The organism is Campylobacter sp. JMF_14 EL1 (assembly GCF_027737585.1).
Classification (GTDB): Bacteria; Campylobacterota; Campylobacteria; order Campylobacterales; family Campylobacteraceae; genus Campylobacter_B.
The window spans coordinates 87,295-103,531 of record NZ_JAOVTW010000003.1 but is presented as its reverse complement, the minus strand read 5'-3'; the positions used below and the strand labels follow the sequence as shown (position 1 = coordinate 103,531).

The 16,237-nt window shown below is 41.2% G+C and carries 17 protein-coding genes; 9 read left to right on the top strand and 8 right to left on the bottom strand.

Translation table 11 applies throughout. The features are described from left to right. The first annotated feature begins 38 nt into the window (after positions 1 to 38). The 5 genes from OFN73_RS05625 (at position 39) to OFN73_RS05605 (ending at position 6,192) form a co-directional block, all read left to right on the top strand. Positions 39 to 1,307 carry an anthranilate synthase component I family protein gene (locus tag OFN73_RS05625; protein WP_270862609.1) on the top strand — a complete coding sequence of 423 codons (1,269 nt, stop codon included), beginning with the start codon at positions 39 to 41 and terminating at the stop codon, positions 1,305 to 1,307. Beyond that, entirely contained in the window at positions 1,304 to 2,905 is a 1,602-nt protein-coding gene (trpD, locus tag OFN73_RS05620; protein ID WP_270862608.1) for an anthranilate phosphoribosyltransferase, read from the top strand. The genes OFN73_RS05625 and trpD overlap by 4 nt, the downstream gene beginning before the upstream one ends. A gap of 180 nt (positions 2,906 to 3,085) precedes the next feature. Further along, positions 3,086 to 4,459, top strand: coding sequence for a WG repeat-containing protein (locus OFN73_RS05615; protein WP_270862607.1), 1,374 nt, complete (start codon positions 3,086 to 3,088; stop codon positions 4,457 to 4,459). Next, on the top strand, positions 4,460 to 5,563 hold the full coding sequence (locus OFN73_RS05610; RefSeq protein ID WP_270862606.1) for a DNA adenine methylase: 1,104 nt from the start codon (positions 4,460 to 4,462) through the stop codon (positions 5,561 to 5,563). A 2-nt stretch (positions 5,564 to 5,565) separates the two neighbouring features. Continuing rightward, positions 5,566 to 6,192, top strand: coding sequence for a phosphoribosylanthranilate isomerase (locus tag OFN73_RS05605; RefSeq protein WP_270862605.1), 627 nt, complete (start codon positions 5,566 to 5,568; stop codon positions 6,190 to 6,192). 32 nt (positions 6,193 to 6,224) lie between these two features. Here the strand turns inward: OFN73_RS05605 and sodB are convergent, their stop codons facing one another. Next, positions 6,225 to 6,848 carry a superoxide dismutase [Fe] gene (sodB, locus tag OFN73_RS05600; RefSeq protein ID WP_270862604.1) on the bottom strand — a complete coding sequence of 208 codons (624 nt, stop codon included), beginning with the start codon at positions 6,846 to 6,848 and terminating at the stop codon, positions 6,225 to 6,227. Positions 6,849 to 6,999: 151 nt separating this feature from the next. Here sodB and ribH point away from each other — a divergent pair, with 151 nt between their 5' ends. Genes ribH through OFN73_RS05580 form a run of 4 tightly spaced genes read left to right on the top strand, consistent with a single transcriptional unit; the run spans position 7,000 to position 9,282 of the window. Next, positions 7,000 to 7,470 carry a 6,7-dimethyl-8-ribityllumazine synthase gene (gene ribH / locus OFN73_RS05595; protein ID WP_270862603.1) on the top strand — a complete coding sequence of 157 codons (471 nt, stop codon included), beginning with the start codon at positions 7,000 to 7,002 and terminating at the stop codon, positions 7,468 to 7,470. Positions 7,471 to 7,472: 2 nt separating this feature from the next. Further along, positions 7,473 to 7,862, top strand: a complete 390-nt coding sequence (gene nusB, locus OFN73_RS05590; RefSeq protein WP_270858155.1) for a transcription antitermination factor NusB — start codon at positions 7,473 to 7,475, stop codon at positions 7,860 to 7,862. Continuing rightward, positions 7,859 to 8,545 carry an orotidine-5'-phosphate decarboxylase gene (gene pyrF / locus OFN73_RS05585; RefSeq protein WP_270862602.1) on the top strand — a complete coding sequence of 229 codons (687 nt, stop codon included), beginning with the start codon at positions 7,859 to 7,861 and terminating at the stop codon, positions 8,543 to 8,545. Before nusB ends, pyrF begins: the two co-directional genes overlap by 4 nt. Beyond that, entirely contained in the window at positions 8,542 to 9,282 is a 741-nt protein-coding gene (locus tag OFN73_RS05580; RefSeq protein WP_270862601.1) for a DUF3108 domain-containing protein, read from the top strand. The genes pyrF and OFN73_RS05580 overlap by 4 nt, the downstream gene beginning before the upstream one ends. Before the next feature lies 1 nt (position 9,283). On the opposite strand, the gene OFN73_RS05575 is transcribed toward OFN73_RS05580, so the two are convergent. Genes OFN73_RS05575 through OFN73_RS05545 form a run of 7 tightly spaced genes read right to left on the bottom strand, consistent with a single transcriptional unit; the run spans position 9,284 to position 16,153 of the window. Continuing rightward, positions 9,284 to 9,739: a hypothetical protein gene (locus OFN73_RS05575; protein ID WP_270862600.1), complete on the bottom strand. Its 456-nt coding sequence runs from the start codon at positions 9,737 to 9,739 to the stop codon at positions 9,284 to 9,286. Between the two features lie 9 nt (positions 9,740 to 9,748). Then, complete coding sequence (locus OFN73_RS05570; protein WP_270858159.1) at positions 9,749 to 10,465, bottom strand: DUF4230 domain-containing protein; 717 nt, start codon at positions 10,463 to 10,465, stop codon at positions 9,749 to 9,751. A gap of 22 nt (positions 10,466 to 10,487) precedes the next feature. Continuing rightward, on the bottom strand, positions 10,488 to 11,699 hold the full coding sequence (gene ilvA, locus OFN73_RS05565) for a threonine ammonia-lyase (protein WP_270862599.1): 1,212 nt from the start codon (positions 11,697 to 11,699) through the stop codon (positions 10,488 to 10,490). 2 nt (positions 11,700 to 11,701) lie between these two features. After that, a complete protein-coding gene (locus tag OFN73_RS05560) occupies positions 11,702 to 12,091 on the bottom strand; it encodes a CoA-binding protein (protein WP_270862598.1) in 390 nt (129 codons plus the stop codon). Further along, positions 12,088 to 13,197, bottom strand: coding sequence for a tRNA (uridine(54)-C5)-methyltransferase TrmA (trmA, locus tag OFN73_RS05555; protein WP_270862597.1), 1,110 nt, complete (start codon positions 13,195 to 13,197; stop codon positions 12,088 to 12,090). Before trmA ends, OFN73_RS05560 begins: the two co-directional genes overlap by 4 nt. Beyond that, a complete protein-coding gene (locus OFN73_RS05550; RefSeq protein WP_270862596.1) occupies positions 13,184 to 14,887 on the bottom strand; it encodes a Na+/H+ antiporter NhaC family protein in 1,704 nt (567 codons plus the stop codon). Before OFN73_RS05550 ends, trmA begins: the two co-directional genes overlap by 14 nt. 21 nt (positions 14,888 to 14,908) lie before the next feature. Further along, positions 14,909 to 16,153, bottom strand: a complete 1,245-nt coding sequence (locus tag OFN73_RS05545; protein ID WP_270862595.1) for an ankyrin repeat domain-containing protein — start codon at positions 16,151 to 16,153, stop codon at positions 14,909 to 14,911. Between the last annotated feature and the right edge of the window lie 84 nt (positions 16,154 to 16,237).

Below are 16,237 nucleotides of genomic sequence, written 5' to 3'. Positions count from 1 at the left end.
ACTATAATTTAAGTTACAAAAAAATACAAAGAGGGCGTATGTTTTTAAAAGATCCTATTTTTTATTTCAAAAATATCTTGGCAAAGTTCCCAAATTCCTATCTCGCCGAAGACGGCGGGCAGATCATCGTCGGCATTGACTGCGAATATTTGCAAGGCGATGACCTTGATAAACTAAAATTTGCCCTACAAAACACCACGCAAATTTGCGAATTTGCAGGGCTTTTTGGAGTGCTAAGCTACGAAGCGGTTTATAAATTTGAACGCTTGGGCGATATTAAGCCCCGCCTTTATGATTTTCCGACATATTTTTACGCAAACGCAAGGGCGTATCTGCACTACGACAAACAAAGCAAAATTTACAGCTTTTATGGCGAGGGAAAATATTTTGAAAATTTGGAAAATTCAGGCGATACCGCGCCGAAATTTGGGGGCGAGAAATTTTATAAAATCAAAACCGATTTAAACGCCGAAAAAAAGGACGCCGAGCGTATTTTTAAAAAAGCAAAAGAGTATATCAAAAGCGGCGATATTTTTCAGGTCGTGCCGTCTCAAACACTGCAAATTTACTCAAATTTAGATCCTTTGGAGTTTTATGAAATTTTAAAACGCCAAAACCCAAGCCACTATATGTATTTTTTCCCGACACCTTACGGCGTGGTGACTGGAAGCTCTCCTGAACTCGTGCTTCAAATCAGAAATAACGAAATTTTTGTCGCTCCCATAGCAGGAACTAGACCACGCGGCAAGGACGCAAACGAAGATGAAGCCCTAAAAAACGAGTTACTCAGCGATGAAAAAGAGATGAGCGAACACAAAATGCTAGTTGATTTGGCGCGAAACGACATTGGCAAATTTGCCAAAAAAGGCAGCGTGAAAGTGCGAAATTTAGCCCATGTGCAGTTTTTTGAAAGCGTTATGCACATTGTCAGCGATGTGCGTGGCATAAAAGATGAAAGCAAAGATAATTTTGATGTTTTGGGTGTGGTTTTTCCTGCCGGCACACTTAGCGGAAGTCCAAAAATTCGCGCTATGCAAATTATAAACGAATTAGAAAGCCACGCGCGCGGGATTTACGGCGGCGGGATTGGGTTTTGGCATTTTAACGGCGATTTGCAAATGGCGATTTTAATCCGTTCGGCGATTTTCGTGCGCGACAGGGCTAACCCCGAATTTTACGATGTTTTCGTGGGCGCAGGATACGGGCAGGTGTTTGATAGTGTGTTTGAAAATGAATACGCCGAAATCTGCAACAAACGCAAATCTTGCCTAAAAATTTTTGAAAAAATCTGCAAGGAAATGCAATGATTTTAATGATTGATAACTACGATAGTTTCGTATTTAACATATATCAATATGTGCTTGAAACTACTGACGAAGAGATAGTTTGCAAACGAAATGACGAAATCACGCTTGAAGCGATTAAATTTTTATCGCCAAGCAAGATTATTTTAAGCCCGGGTCCAAAACACCCAAAAGATAGCGGAATTTGCCTAGAAATTTTAAAGGCAAATTTAGGAATACCCATTTTAGGCGTGTGTTTGGGACACCAAGCCATAGGATTAAGCTTTGGTGCGAAAATAAAAACGCTAGAAGTGCCAAAACACGGCAAAACTAGCGAAATTTGTGTAACGGGCGAAAACGCCGTTTTAGCTGGGCTTCCGGCTAAATTTGAAGTTATGCGTTATCACTCACTTTATGTAGATGAGTTGCCGGAAAATTTGGAGATTTCAGCCGTGAGCGAAGATGGCGTCATAATGGCGATGAAACACAAAGAACGCGAAATTTACGGCATTCAGTTTCACCCTGAGAGCTATTTCACGCAGTATGGCAAAAAAATCATTGAAAATTTTGTAAATTTAAACAAACCAAAAACACAGGAGAAAAAAATGAGCAATTTCGCCCCGTTTATGATAAAGCTACAAAAGGGCTATCCGCTTGAAAGTGGCGATTATGAAGAGATTTTTAGTGCCGTTATGGCAAAAGATTATGACATCGTCCAGCTTGCAGGCTTGCTCGTGCTAATTAGCGAAAAATCGCTTTACCCAGATAGCCTAAGTGCGCTTGTGCGAAGCGTTTTGAAATACTCCAAAACTTACAGCGACGATAAGCCTATGCTAGACATCGTAGGCACCGGCGGAGACGCGCTAAAAACGATAAATATCTCCACAACCTGCGCGTTTATACTCGCTTCTCTTGGCGTCAGGGTCGGCAAACACGGCAACAGCGCAGTATCAAGCAAGAGCGGATCGAGCAATATCTTTGAAGCCTTAGGAGTGCCGTTAAATAGCGATCTTGGCGAACTTAGAGCGCTTATGGATAAGACAAATTTGGCGTTTTTCCATGCGCCGTTTTTTCACAAGGTTACAGCCGAAGTCAAAGAAGCGCGAACTCGCCTTAAAATCGGCACTTTCTTTAATATTTTAGGACCTTTGCTAAATCCAAATTTGACCCTTTCGAACCAAGTCGTAGGCAACTACCACGAAGAGGTAAATGAGCTTATAGCGCAAACCTTGCAAAAACTAGGTCGCAAGCACGCCCTAGTCGTGCATGGTATGGACGGCATGGACGAGATCACGCTGTGCGATGAGACGCTCGTGCATGAAGTGCGGGGCGAAAAAATCATCGAGTATAAAATCACGCCTGAGCAATTTGGCTTTAACCGCGCCTTTCACACCGACATCGAGGGTGGAGATAGCAAATTTAATGCTGAAATTTTCAAAAGCACGATTAAAGGCGAGTTAAAAGGACCTAAACGCGACATAGTCGTGCTAAATGCGATGTTTGCTTTGTATGCGGCTGATTTTGCTAAAAGCCCGAGTGAAGCCAAAGAGATAATCGAAAACGCCATTGATAGCGGCAAAGTGTGGGAATTTTATCAAAATTATATTGCAAATTTTAAATAATTTCACTCAAATTTGGCGAATTTACAAATTTGCCAAATTTGTAAATTTACAAACCATTTTTATAAGCCTTGAAGTGAAATTTATATAAAATTTTGTTACTTTATGGTTATTAAGGATTGTGTGTGATAACAAATATATCGCTTGTGAAAAACTTAAATTTATAGGATTTTTGAAAAAATAATGAAGCTATTAGTTCGGGTAAAAAAAAATAATAAATATGGTTTTGTTGATAATCAACTAAATGAAATTATTCCGTTTGTTTATGATGATATTCCTTATTATTGTGAGAATTTACTCAAAGTAGAAAAAAATGGAAAATGGGGTTTTATAGATAAAGATTGCAATGAAGTTATTCCTTGCATATATGATAAAGCTGATAATTTTGAAAGGGGTTTGGCTAAGGTAATAAAAAATAATGAAATTTTATTTGTAGATAAAAACGGAAATGAAATAGAAGCTAATAAAACAAAAAGATTTAGTAATAAATACGATTATTATGGAAATTTTGACGGAGAATTTACTATTGTAGGAAAAGGTAGGCATGTGCGTTGGTGGGGGTTTAGGGGTAAATTTGGCTTAATAGACAAGTATTATAACGAAATAATACCTTGTATTTACGATCACATTACTTTGTCAAAAGATAATTTAGTAGCTGTTAAAAAAGAAGGAAAATGGAATTTTTTAGATAAAAAGGGAAGAGATATTTTATCTCGTTTATATGATGATTTTAATGGATTTGGCGAAGGTTTAGCGGCAGTTTGTATAGATATGAAATGGGGATATATAGATAAATTTGGAAAAGAAGTAATTCCGTGCATATATAGTAATGCTAGAAATTTCCAAGAAGGTTTAGCTGCCGTCGAAATAAAAATATCTGAAAATAAATATAAATGGGGTTTTATAGATAAATTTGGAAAAGAAGTTATAGCTTTTGATTATGATTATGCTCTAAATTTTAATAATGGCTACGCAGAAATTGCACAGGGAAATTCTTGGAATAGTTATAAACGAGGTTTAATAAACAAAAATGGCGAAATAATTATTCCTTGTATATATGATAATATCGTTAAATTTAACTCGGATTTAGTTATAGTTGGAAAAAGAGAGAAATGGAATTTTGGTATTGTAGATAAAAACGGAAAAGAAATTGTTCGTTGTAAATATGAAAGTATAGGCGATTTTAACGATGGATTAGCCATAGTTAAGAAAAAAAAGATAAAGAATTTTTTTACAGGCAAAAAAGAAAGCAAATTTGGCTTTATAGATAAAAATGGTGTAGAAGTAATTAAATGTATTTATGATAGTGCCGATGATTTTAGTGAAGGTTTGGCAGCTGTCGAAAAAGATAATAAATGGGGTTTTATTGATATTTATGGAAATATGGTTGTTCCTTTTATTTATGATTCTGTTGATAAATTTTGTGATGGTTTTTCTGCTGTCGCAAAAGACAATAAGTTGGCTTTCGTAGATAAAACTGGAAAAGAAGTTACTCCTTTTGTATATGATTTTATCAACTTTTATTCGATTAAAGTAAAAGAAAGTAAAGAGTTATAAATGGCAAATTTAAAAGAAAACGAAAACTATCTTAGCGAACAACTTATTAGCTATCTAGGAAACAAACGCTCACTTTTGGGGGTGATAAATGGCGTTATAACGGACATTAAGGCAAATTTGGGCGCCGAAAAAATCGCTTTTGCCGATGTTTTTAGTGGCAGTGGCGTGGTGGCGAGATTTGCCAAAGCTCACTCAAATTTGGTTTTGGCAAATGATTTGGAAAAATACTCTTTCATCATAAATTCGTGCTATTTGGAGAATTTAACGCCCCAGTTAAGAGTAAATTTAGCTAAATTTCATGCCGAAATTTTAACGAATTTTAAGCCCTGCGAGAGCTTTATCAGCGAACTTTACGCCCCAAAAGACGATGAAAAAATCAAAAAAGGCGAAAGAGTTTTTTACTCACGCCAAAACGCCCTTATTTTGGGGGGGTTGCGCGCCGCAATCAGCCAAATTCCAAGTGAGTTTCAAAAATACTTCATCGCTCCGCTTTTAAGTGAAGCCTCTATCCACTCAAACACAGGCGGCGTTTTTAAGGGCTTTTACAAAGACAAAAACGGCGTGGGGAAATTCGGCGGTAGTGGCGAAAACGCGCTATCTCGCATTTTGGGCGAGATTTCACTTCCAATGCCGGTTTTTTCAAATTTCACAAGCGATTTTCAGGTTTTCAAAAGTGATGCTTACGAGTTTAGCAAACTTGCTCCAAGCGTGGATATAGCGTATTTTGACCCGCCGTATAACCAGCACCCTTACGGCTCGAATTATTTTATGCTAAATTTAATCGCTGATTTTAAAGCACCAAATTTAGGGGATTTAAGCGAAGTTAGCGGTATCCCAAACGGCTGGAACCGCTCGAATTACAACAAAAAATCTCGTGCCGCAGATGAATTTTTCACGCTTTTGGCTGAATTTAGGGCAAAATATTTGATAATCTCGTTCAATTCAGAAGGCTTCATCAGCGAAGATGAGTTTTTAAAAAATCTTGCTCTCATCGGTAAAGTGGGAAAAATCGAGATAAAATACCCTGCGTATCGTGCAAGTAGAAATTTGCGAAACCGAAATTTGCATGTAACCGAGTATCTGTATATCGTCAAAAAGGCGTGAAAATGGGCGTTGCAAGAGTAAAAATCAAAATTTGCGGGATTAAAAATTTAGCCGAAGCAAAAAGCGTTTTAGAGTGCGATTTTAACGGCATTAAAGTGGATTTTTTGGGTTTAATTTTTGCCCAAAGTCCGCGAAAAGTAACGCCCGAAATAGCAAAAGAAATTTCAAATTTAGTGCATGAATTTGGTCGAAAAAGTGTCGGCGTTTTTACCGATACGAGCGATGATGAAATTTTGCAAATTTGCAAATTTGCAAATTTAAGCGCGGCGCAAATTTATAAAGAAATTTCGCCGAATTTAAAGCAAAATCTAGCAAACATCGGCGTAGAAGCGTGGCAGGTCGTGCGCGTGAAAGATGAAATTCCAAATTTAGTAAATCTAAATTATGATAAAATTTTATTTGATTACAAAGGCGAAAAAATGGGCGGAAACGGCGAAAGCTTCGAGTGGAAAATGCTAAAAAATTTGCAAATTCCATTTATCTTAGCAGGCGGTATCGGCGCGCAAAACCTCGCAAACGCCCTAAAAATAAAGCCATTTTGCCTCGATATCAATAGCAAAGTAGAAAACGAAAATGGCATAAAAGACTCAGCAAAAATAATGGAAATTTTAAAGATTTGCGCGCAGTAAATCCACGCGCAAAACAAGAAGTAAAATCAGAATTAGTCGTTAGCATGAAGCTCGTCGATATAGAATTTCACCGAGCCCATACCCTCTTTCAGAGCCCACTCGTAGGCACTTGATACGAACTCCCAGTTGATTCCAGCATAAAATTTCTCCAAATACGCTGGGCGCGCGTTGCAAACATCGATATAGTATGCGTGCTCCCACACATCGACTACTAGAAGCGGCACAAGCCCGTCGCGCGCAGGTGTGTCGGCGTTTTTCGTAGCGACAATCGAAAGCTTTTTATTCGCTGGATCACACACTAGCCACACCCAGCCAGAGCCAAAGTGAGCCGTCGCTGCCGCGATAAACTCAGCTTTAAAATCAGCGAAATTTTCAGCCAATGCCGATTTTAGCGCCTCGCTTGGCTCGCTAACTTTTGCGATACAATCCCAATAAAAGTCGTGGTTATACACCTGCGCCGCGTTGTTAAAAAGCCCGCCAGTAGCGTTCATTACGATATCATAAAGCCCCTTGCCCGCGAACTCGCCACTTTCGGTCATTTTATTCAAATTTGCCACATAAGTTGCGTGGTGTTTGCCGTGGTGATACTCACAGGTTTTTGCGCTTACTACGGCGTTTTTCTCTGCCTCGAAAGGTAAATTTCTAAGTTTAAACATATTCTCTCCTTTAAAAAAATTATCCCCTATGATACAAAAACTCTCTTAAACAAAAGATAAATTTTATCCTTTAATTGAAATTTATAAATTTATTAAAAATTTTGCCTAATTTGGCTAAACTTAGCGAATTTTGAAATTTAAAGGATATAAAATGAACATTATCGAAGGAAATTTGACCCTAAACGGCGATGAGAAAATCCTAATCATCAACGCCAGATTTAACCACATCATCACAGATCGCCTAGTCGAAGGCGCTCACGACGCATTTTTGCGACATGGTGGCAAAGAGGAAAATTTAAGCCTAATGCTAGTCCCTGGCGCATTTGAAATCCCACTCGCCCTAGAAAAGGCACTTTTATCGAAAAAATACGACGCCGTCGTCTGCGTAGGCGCAGTCATCAGAGGCAGCACACCGCATTTTGACTATGTCAGCGCAGAGGTCAGCAAGGGTATCGCAAACACCATGCTTCGCCACGGCGCGCCAGTTACCTTTGGCGTGCTTACCACAGATACTATCGAGCAAGCAATCGAGCGCGCAGGCTCAAAAGCCGGCAACAAGGGCTTCGAGGCGATGACAGGCGTCATAGAACTACTTAGCCTATTTCGCGAAATAAAGGCGTAATCATGGCGACAAGACACCAAGCGCGATTGGCGGTGATTTCGCTACTTTACGCAAAAGATATGAACGAAGAAAAGCCTGAGTTTGAAAACGAGTATTTAGAAGAAAAAAAGATTAGAAACGAGCAGAGAAATTGGACGCTGAGCCTGCTTCACAGCGTGCGCGATAATACAGAGACGATTGACGCGCTTTTAAATGAGTATTTGAAGGAATTTAAACTGCATGAAATTTCGGCGGTTGAGCGCGCTATTTTGCGACTTGGCGCGTATGAGTTGCGTTTCAGTGATACAGACGCTGGTATCATCATAAACGAAGCCGTAACCGCAGCCAAGGAGCTTGGCGCGTCATCGAAGCTAATAAACGGCGTTTTAGACGCTATTAAGGTCGTGAAATGAAGCTTTGCGTAGCCTTAGATATGGCTAGCAAAGAGCAAAATTTAGCTTTGAGTGCGAATTTAGCGCAATTTGGGGATCAAATTTGGCTCAAAGTCGGCCTGCGCTCGTATCTGCGAGACGGGGCGAAATTTATCGAAGAACTCAAAAAAATCGCAAATTTTAAAATTTTCTTAGATCTTAAATTTTACGATATTCCAAACACCATGGCTGACGCCGCGCAGGTAGTCGCAGGTCTTGGCGTAGATATGATAAACCTGCACGCAAGCGCTGGAAAGCGCGCTATGAGCGAGGTTATGAACCGCTTAGACGCGCTAAATGCCCGCCCGCTCGTGCTTGGTGTATCGGCATTGACAAGCTTTAACGAGAGCGAATTTGGCGAAATTTACAATGACGAAATTGCGCCAAGCGTGGTGAAATTCTCGCGTTTTGCGCATGAGTGCGGGCTAGATGGCATGGTCTGCTCGGTTTTTGAATCAAGTGCGATTAAAAACGCCACAAACGATAAATTTATCACGCTTTGCCCTGGCGTGCGACCTTTTGGCGAGAGTGCAAACGATCAAGCGCGTGTGGCAAATTTAAGCGACGCTAAAAGCGCAAACGCCGATTTTATCGTGGTCGGTCGCCCGATTTATCAAGCACAAAATCCAGAACAAATCGTAAATCAAATTTTGGCTAGCTTATGAGAGTTTTAGCATTTCTTTTTTTCTTTTTCGGCGCAGTATTTGGCGAGACTATCGAGGCGCACTACGATATTTCTTACGGCGTTTTTGGCGTCGTAGGGCATGCCGATGCTAAATTAGTCAAAACCGCCAAAACCTACGAAATCACGCTAAATGCGAGGGCTTATGGGATCGCTGGCTCACTAAGCGGGGATAGAAGGGAGAAATTTTACTCCAAAGGAAGTGTTGTGGGCGAGATTTTAAAACCCAAAATTTACCGCCACGAAGTCGAGCGCAAAAAAGGCAAAAAAACCATAAACACGCGCCAAATTTTCACCTTTGATTACAACAACAAACGCATTAGAGAGCAGAAATTTAAGGGCGAAAACGGCGATTTGCGTCCTAGTAGCGACAAAATTTTGCCGTATTTTGCGACAAACGACCTGCTAAGCGTGTTTTTTAATTTCGGCAAAATTCCGCACAAAGGCGATATGTTTTTCCTAACCGCAGCCGGAGCCAAAAACGAAACTGGGCGCATAGATGTGCAAATCCCGCGTGGCAAACACGCCAAAGCTATCCAAAACGCCTTGCAAACAAGCTCGAACCCATTTATCGTTTTTATAAATCAAAAGATTTTTTCTAGCAAAAAGGGCGAACTCTACCTCTCGCTAAATCGCCAAGAAATCGCAGAAAATGTGATTTTAAAAGATGTTTTGTTTTTCGGCGATATCCATGCTAAGCTAACTGAGGCCAAATTTTAGCCTAAAATTCATATCCGAAAATTTTAATGCCCTCTTCTAGCTTTTCATAGCGAATTTGCGGAAATTTTGCTAGCAAATCTAACACCATTTCCAAATCATTTTTTTTCGTTTTATCATAGCTTTGTGGTATGAAAATCCACGCTATCTCATCGTATGTAAAAACCCCGATTTTAAAGGCGATTTGCGCGTTTTGTATCTGCCATTTAAAGCTGTTTTTGATAGCGTAAAAATTCGGAAAAAGGATTTTTTTTATGATAAAGCATTTGCAAAAGCTAAATTCGCCAAAAAAGCCCGCCCAAAGCTCGTCTGGCACGAAATAGCCCTTGGCTTTGAGCCGTTTTTTCTCCCTGCTTAGGCGAATCGGAGTGATAAATCGCTCGAATTTAGCGTAAATTTTGCGCTTAAAGCTCGTATAATACGAAAAATACAGCTTAAACAGCGCCTCGTAAGCCTGCAACGCTCGCCCTTATTTCTCTTCGATTTGCGATTTTAGCGAGCTTGCAATAGAAATATCGCTTGGATTGATATCGATTGTCTCTAATGCCTTGTCTTGGAAGACAAAGCCGATTTCTTTGGCGCCAAAACTTTTTGCTATGGTTTCGAGTGTGTCGGTTGCGGATTTGTGGATTTTGCCCCCTAAATCGTTTATGATTTTAAGCGAGAGTGCCTTAACCTCGTTTTTCGCGTCGTCGATTAGGCGGTTTTTATCGCTCTCATCAAAGCTTGACCCAAAAATACCATTTAGCGAATCAGGCAGCAAAAACGGCAAAAGTTTGGAGTTTTGCTCATCGTAAATTTTCATATCCTTAATCGAATATTTGTATTTGCAAGGTGGCATTTTGATCTCGTATTTGTCCTCGCCACGCGGAATTATGCTAAATTCAGGGCTTAGCAGATCATAGACGAAATCTATCTCAAACTCGAAAATAATCGCAATCTGTTTTTTCGTCATCAGTGGCGAAACTAGCGAGCCAAGGAAGCCATCAGCGACATTTTCTTTGCGCGTAACAATCTCTTTGGAATAAATTTTAAACACGCTTAGCTCGCCTATGCTTTTTAGGCGCGTAATATCCGTGCTAATCTCCGTTTTAGGGGCATTTGCGCCAGATTTTTTCATACGCAAAAACATATAAACCAAAATCACAAAAATTAAAAAATTTAAGATAAAAGCCAAATTTTCCAAATTTTATCCTTTCAAATTTCGCCTAAAACAGCTCTTTGAAATCATATCCTGCGCTTTTTAACGCCCACGCAATCTCCTCTTGGTGCGCCTTGCCCTTGGTTTCTAGCGTGATTGTAATCTGCGCATCTCCGTATTCAATCTCGGTCGAGAAGCGATCGTAGTCGATTTTGACGATGTTTGCGTTCGCATCACGCAAAACATTTGTAAGCTTGGTTAGCGAGCCCGGTTTATCGACAAGAGTAACATTTATCGTCATTTTGCGGTGAGATTTGATAAGACCTTTTTCGATGATGATGTTTAGCATCTGCACATCGATATTTCCGCCACTTAAAATAATGCCGATTTTAGCGCCCTCATTAAAGCTAAATTTATGATTTATCAGCGCAGCCACGCCCACAGCTCCTGCGCCCTCGACAATGATTTTTTGATTTTCTAGCAGATACAAAATCGCGCTTGCGACCTCCTCATCATCGACTTGAACGAACTCATCGACGCTTTCTAAAATATGTTTTAGCGTGATCTCGCTAGTATCACGCACCGCGATACCATCGGCGATAGTGCGCACACTCTGAGAGTTTATCGCCTTTTTGGCTACGAAGCTATCGTGCATAGCAGGCGCGCCCTTTGCGCCAACGGCGATGATTTTTATATCAGGATTGATTTGTTTAGCACAGCTCGCGACGCCACTGATTAGTCCGCCACCGCCCACAGGCGCTATGATATAGTCGAGATCTGCGACATCTTCTAGCATTTCAAGCGCGATTGTGCCCTGTCCTGCTTGGACCAGCTCATCATCGAAAGGATGGACAAAGGTAAGGTTGTTTTCCTTGGCGTATTCGAGCGCATAAGCGTAAGCCTCGTCGAAATTATCGCCTTTTAGGATAATCTCAGCCCCCAAAGCTTTCGTCCCACTGACCTTTAAAAGCGGAGTTGCTTCTGGCATGACGATTACGGCGCGCACGCCAAATTTTTGCGCACTCATAGCCACGCCTTGTGCGTGGTTGCCCGCACTCGCTGCGATTACGCCACGGCTCTTTTCATCTTCGCTAAGATGAGCGATTTTGTTGTATGCGCCACGGATTTTATACGCGCCCGTGCGTTGTAAATTCTCATTTTTTAGATAAATTTGCGCCCCGTAAATTTCGCTTAGCTTTGGCGCGAAAGCGAAGGGTGTCTTATGCACAAAAGCCGCTATTGTGCGCTTTGCTTGAACTATTTTATTTAAATCTACCATTTTTAGCCTTTCAAATTTTTATGCTCTATCATTATGCACTTGTTTTGGATAAAATTTACTCCATTTTTTTGCGCGAGAAAAGCCACGCTGTCGTTAAAAATGCCAACTTGCAACCAAAGCGTTTTGGCTTTACACGCCAAAACATCGCTAAAAAGCGCATTTGCGAACTCGCCTTTTCGAAACATAACGACAATGTCGATTTTATCATTTATTTCTTTTAAATTTCTATAAACCTTTCTGCCTAAAATTTCATCAAATCTAGGATAAATCGGAAAAATTTTAAAATTTTGCGCGGCTAAATACTGCCCCACGCGGTTGCTTGGCTTGCTCTGATTTGGGCTAAGCCCCACGATAGCGATATTTTTGGCATTTTGTAAAATTTCACTTATCACGCTAACGCCTTTAAAATCACGCCACACTCGACATGATTAGTGTGCGCGAACTGATCGAAAATCGCAAATTTCTCCAACTTATGCGTTTTGCAAAGTGCGCTTAAATTTTGCTTTAAACTTTGCGGATTGCACGAAATGTAGATTATGTTTTTGTAATCTTTGATGAAATTTAGCACGCTTGCTTCAAGCCCTGCGCGCGGTGGATCTACCAAAATATGCGAGATTTCATAGCCTTGCAAATCCACCCCCTCTAAGCGGGTAAATTCGCGCTTCCTAGCAAATGCGCTCATTAGCTCATCTGCGCTTAGGCGCACAAATTTTATGTTTTTGGCGCCGTTTTTTTGCGCGTTTAAAAGTGCGTTTTTTATGCTATTTTTGCTAATTTCATTTGCCAAAATTTGGCGAAATTTAGCACTTAGCGGGATTGTGAAATTCCCATGTCCGCAATACATTTCAAGCAAATCTTTTTTAGGCGTTTTCTCATCGCCCACTGCGCCTAACACCCACGAAATCATCTTTTCATTAACGCCTCTGTTTGGCTGCGAAAACGCCGTAGCTTCGAAAGTGTAGCGATAAGCTTGTCCCTTTATTTCAAACTCGTCTTCTAAATTTTCCCTGCCAAAAATGAGCTTTTTCCCGCGCGATCTAGCGATTAAATTTAGCCCTAAATTTCTGGCTAAATTTGCCAAATTTGCCTCGATTTCCACGACATTTCGGTGATATAAAAGCACGCATAAAAAATCATTTTTCGTGGCGATAAACTCGCACCCAAACAGCCTAAATTTCAAAACCTCATCGCCCCGCAAAATCGGCAAAACTCTATCCATAAAGCTTTGGATTTTTTCATCTACGATAGGGCAGTTTTGCACGAAAACACGCTCTTTATCCCTGCCCCGCATACTAAAATGAAGCTCCTCGCCCTCGTGAAAAATCCCAAATTCAGCCCGCGAACGAAATGCGCTTTCTTTGGAGGCAAAAACCTCGATTTCGCCAGTATAAAACGGCGCAAACTCCGCGCTTATGCGCTCTTTTTTTAAATTCAACTGCTCTTTGTAAGGCAAATCATAAACGCAACTTCCACAAATACCAAATTTATCGCACTTCACCGCTTACCTTTTTGCCTAAAATTCGTATCGCAAGCACGGTTACGCCAAGCCCAAAGACTAGGCAGACCCAGACATTTACCCCAAAGCTAGCTGGCAAAAACCCGCAAAGTGTGCTGATGATACCCACGACGATAGCGTAAGGTAGCTGAGTGCTGACATGCTCGATATGATCGCAACCTGCGCCCATTGAGGAGAGGATTGTGGTATCTGAAATCGGCGAGCAGTGATCGCCAAAAATCGCCCCTGTAAAAACCGAGCTGATATTTAAACACATAAAAGCATGAAATTCATCGCCGCTAAGGCCGTATTTTGCCCCCACAGAGGCAGCTAGTGGCACAGCGAGTGGAGTTACGATACCCATAGTGCCAAAGCTAGTGCCTGTTGAAAATGAAATAATCGAGCTTAGCACGAAAATCACGAGCGCAAGTAGCACCATAGGGGTGCTCTCGCCTAGCAAATCGACAAGGTATTTTGAGGTGCCAAGCTCTTTTATCGTAGAGCTTAGTGACCACGCAAAAAGCAGAATTAAAACGGTTGTGAGCATGGTTTTCCAGCCCCCAATCCAAATTTCAATCCCCTCTTTGATACCATAAATTTTTTGCCACAGCCCCAAAACTATGCCGATTATTGACGAAAACATAGCCGCTTGAAACAGCACCACAGAAGCGTCAGCCCCGCTAAATGCCGTTCTGATAGAAACGAAGGAAAATGGATCTGCTTGCACAGCCTTTAATTCCTCTTCGCCAAGCGCGCCAAGTCCGTTTGCATAAAACCCAATCACGCTTAGCACAATCATCGCTCCAAGCGGAATTAAAGCATTAATCTTGCGCGGTTCGATACCCTCTTTTGGGCTAAATGCTTGATCTTCTAAATTTGCGATTTTAAAGTCCCGTCCGCCATTTTTGCCAGCGCGAGAGGCGATTTCGGCGCGATACATAGGGCCAAATTCCCTCATCATTACAGCACCTGCCACGACAAAGAATAGCATGTAAATATTATAAAATCTATACGGGATTGTCTCCACAAAAATCGTAAATGCGTTGATATCCTCGACGCCGATTTGCGCATACGCTTCCTTAATCGCCGAAATCTCAACCCCGACCCAAGTCGAAATCAGCGCAATTCCAGTTATCGGCGCAGCTGTCGCGTCGATGATAAAGGCAAATTTCGCACGCGAAATTTTAAATCTATCCATTAATGGACGCATGATAGGTCCTAAAATAAGGGCGTTTGCGTAATCATCAAAGAAAATGATAATTCCCATAAACCAAGTGTAAATTTGCGCCCTAACACCAGTGTGCGCCCTAGCCCCAAGCCACATAGCAAGGGCTTTGGTGCCGCCACTTTTGGTAACTAGCGCGATTAAGCCTCCGATACACATAACTTGAAGCAAAATTCCCGCATTCCACGCATCGGCCATGGAGGCTACCACGCGCGCGCACAAATCCGTAAAAGCTACGACAAAGGCTGAAAGCACGCCATTATCGTTCATACCGATGAGAAATGTCCCGCTTAACACGCCCAAAAACAGCGATAAAATGACATCTTTGGTGATAAATGCAAGAGCAATCGCCACAAGTGGCGGAATCAGCGTCAGTGCGCCATAAATGCTTGCATTTTTTTCAGCTGGGCTAAGCTCCGCGCCAAAGATAAAAAACGGAAGCAAAAAAATAAATAAAATCCTAAACATAAATTTCCCTTTTGTATTAGATTAGTTCGCTATATCTTCGAAATTTTCCTCTGCCATGCTTCCCATGAAATCCCCATTATTCGCGCTTACACTAGGTTTAAGTCCGATAGATTTGAGGTATTCTTGGATCTTTTCATCGCCACCAAAAATAGCGTAATCAAGCGCGTTTAGCCCGGCCTCATCTACTCTTTTTTCATCTGCGCCGGATTTAACCAAAAACTCGGTGATTTCTTTATTTCCATGCAGTGCCGAATACATTAGCAAACTAGCACCCAAATCATTAAACGCACATGCGTCTGAATACCCGCCAAGTGAAGCTAGCGCACCCTTTTCGGTAGAGCCGATTTGGCGGACATTGACACTTGCGTGGTTATAGACCATGAAATTTACCATTTCGTAGTTTTTGCTAGCCACAGCGTAGAAAATCGGGGTTTGGCCAAGTTGATTTTTGTGCGATACTTGCGCGCCTTTGGAGATTAGAAATTTCGCATTTTGTAAATTTGACATAGCGTAAAATAGCGCGCTATCGTCCCCGTCGTTAATCTTCGCCCCACGCATAATAAGTGCGTCGATAAATTTCGTATCATATCCTAGCAAAAGTGCCAAATTTAGCGCACCGCTAAGGTCGTTTGCGCTATAAGTGTCGCTGCTTAAAAGCACATTAAACTCATCGATATTTACCCTGTTTTTAAGGGCTAATTCGAGCTTATTATACGCGTCGATACTGCGATTTTTGGCCGCATATAGGGCAAATTCGCTCAGCACCAAATCCGCAATCTCGCTAGCCTCGTTTGGGGATAAATTTGCGCTAAAATGGCTTTGCAATGCCGTTTTTGCCAAATTTATCTCAGAGATAAAATTTTTAAAATTTATGAAATTTATAAATTTTTGCTCAGAGTAAAATTCTAAAATTTCTAGCGCATTTGCATACGCTGCGCCTAAATTTTTCTGCTTAGCCTCGCGCAAAAATCCCTCACTATCCATGCCAGCCTGCGCTAAGATGCGTTCGAATTTTTTCTCATTTATGCTAGCTTCGTTTCCCACGCACTCGATACTCTCGCCCCTAATCGTCCTAGCTAAATTTTGCAAATTTCGCAAAAATGGAGCCTTTACAAGCGAACCCTTGCAATCATAATCACTCAACAAAAGTTCGCTAGGGCTTGGCGCGCTGGCAAAATAGGCTTTCGGATCTGCCTCGATATCTGCGCAGGTCACGCCAAAAGCACAGATTGCGCCAAATATCCATAAAATCAAAATTCTTTGCATAACCAACCTTGTCAAATTTAACCCGCCATTTTAGCGAAATTTTGCTTATTTAAACTTATTAGCGCAAAACGCGCTAATTCGTGG

Excerpts from the sequence above, each read along its gene's own strand:
- nusB (WP_270858155.1), top strand. The coding sequence starts at position 7,473 with ATGGCGACAAGACACCAAGCGCGATTGGCGGTGATTTCGCTACTTTAC.
- ilvA (WP_270862599.1), bottom strand. The coding sequence starts at position 11,699 with ATGGTAGATTTAAATAAAATAGTTCAAGCAAAGCGCACAATAGCGGCT.
- OFN73_RS05605 (WP_270862605.1), top strand. The coding sequence starts at position 5,566 with ATGGGCGTTGCAAGAGTAAAAATCAAAATTTGCGGGATTAAAAATTTA.
- OFN73_RS05580 (WP_270862601.1), top strand. The coding sequence starts at position 8,542 with ATGAGAGTTTTAGCATTTCTTTTTTTCTTTTTCGGCGCAGTATTTGGC.
- OFN73_RS05625 (WP_270862609.1), top strand. The coding sequence starts at position 39 with ATGTTTTTAAAAGATCCTATTTTTTATTTCAAAAATATCTTGGCAAAG.
- OFN73_RS05610 (WP_270862606.1), top strand. The coding sequence starts at position 4,460 with ATGGCAAATTTAAAAGAAAACGAAAACTATCTTAGCGAACAACTTATT.
- pyrF (WP_270862602.1), top strand. The coding sequence starts at position 7,859 with ATGAAGCTTTGCGTAGCCTTAGATATGGCTAGCAAAGAGCAAAATTTA.
- trpD (WP_270862608.1), top strand. The coding sequence starts at position 1,304 with ATGATTTTAATGATTGATAACTACGATAGTTTCGTATTTAACATATAT.
- ribH (WP_270862603.1), top strand. The coding sequence starts at position 7,000 with ATGAACATTATCGAAGGAAATTTGACCCTAAACGGCGATGAGAAAATC.
- OFN73_RS05545 (WP_270862595.1), bottom strand. The coding sequence starts at position 16,153 with ATGCAAAGAATTTTGATTTTATGGATATTTGGCGCAATCTGTGCTTTT.
- OFN73_RS05550 (WP_270862596.1), bottom strand. The coding sequence starts at position 14,887 with ATGTTTAGGATTTTATTTATTTTTTTGCTTCCGTTTTTTATCTTTGGC.
- sodB (WP_270862604.1), bottom strand. The coding sequence starts at position 6,848 with ATGTTTAAACTTAGAAATTTACCTTTCGAGGCAGAGAAAAACGCCGTA.
- OFN73_RS05615 (WP_270862607.1), top strand. The coding sequence starts at position 3,086 with ATGAAGCTATTAGTTCGGGTAAAAAAAAATAATAAATATGGTTTTGTT.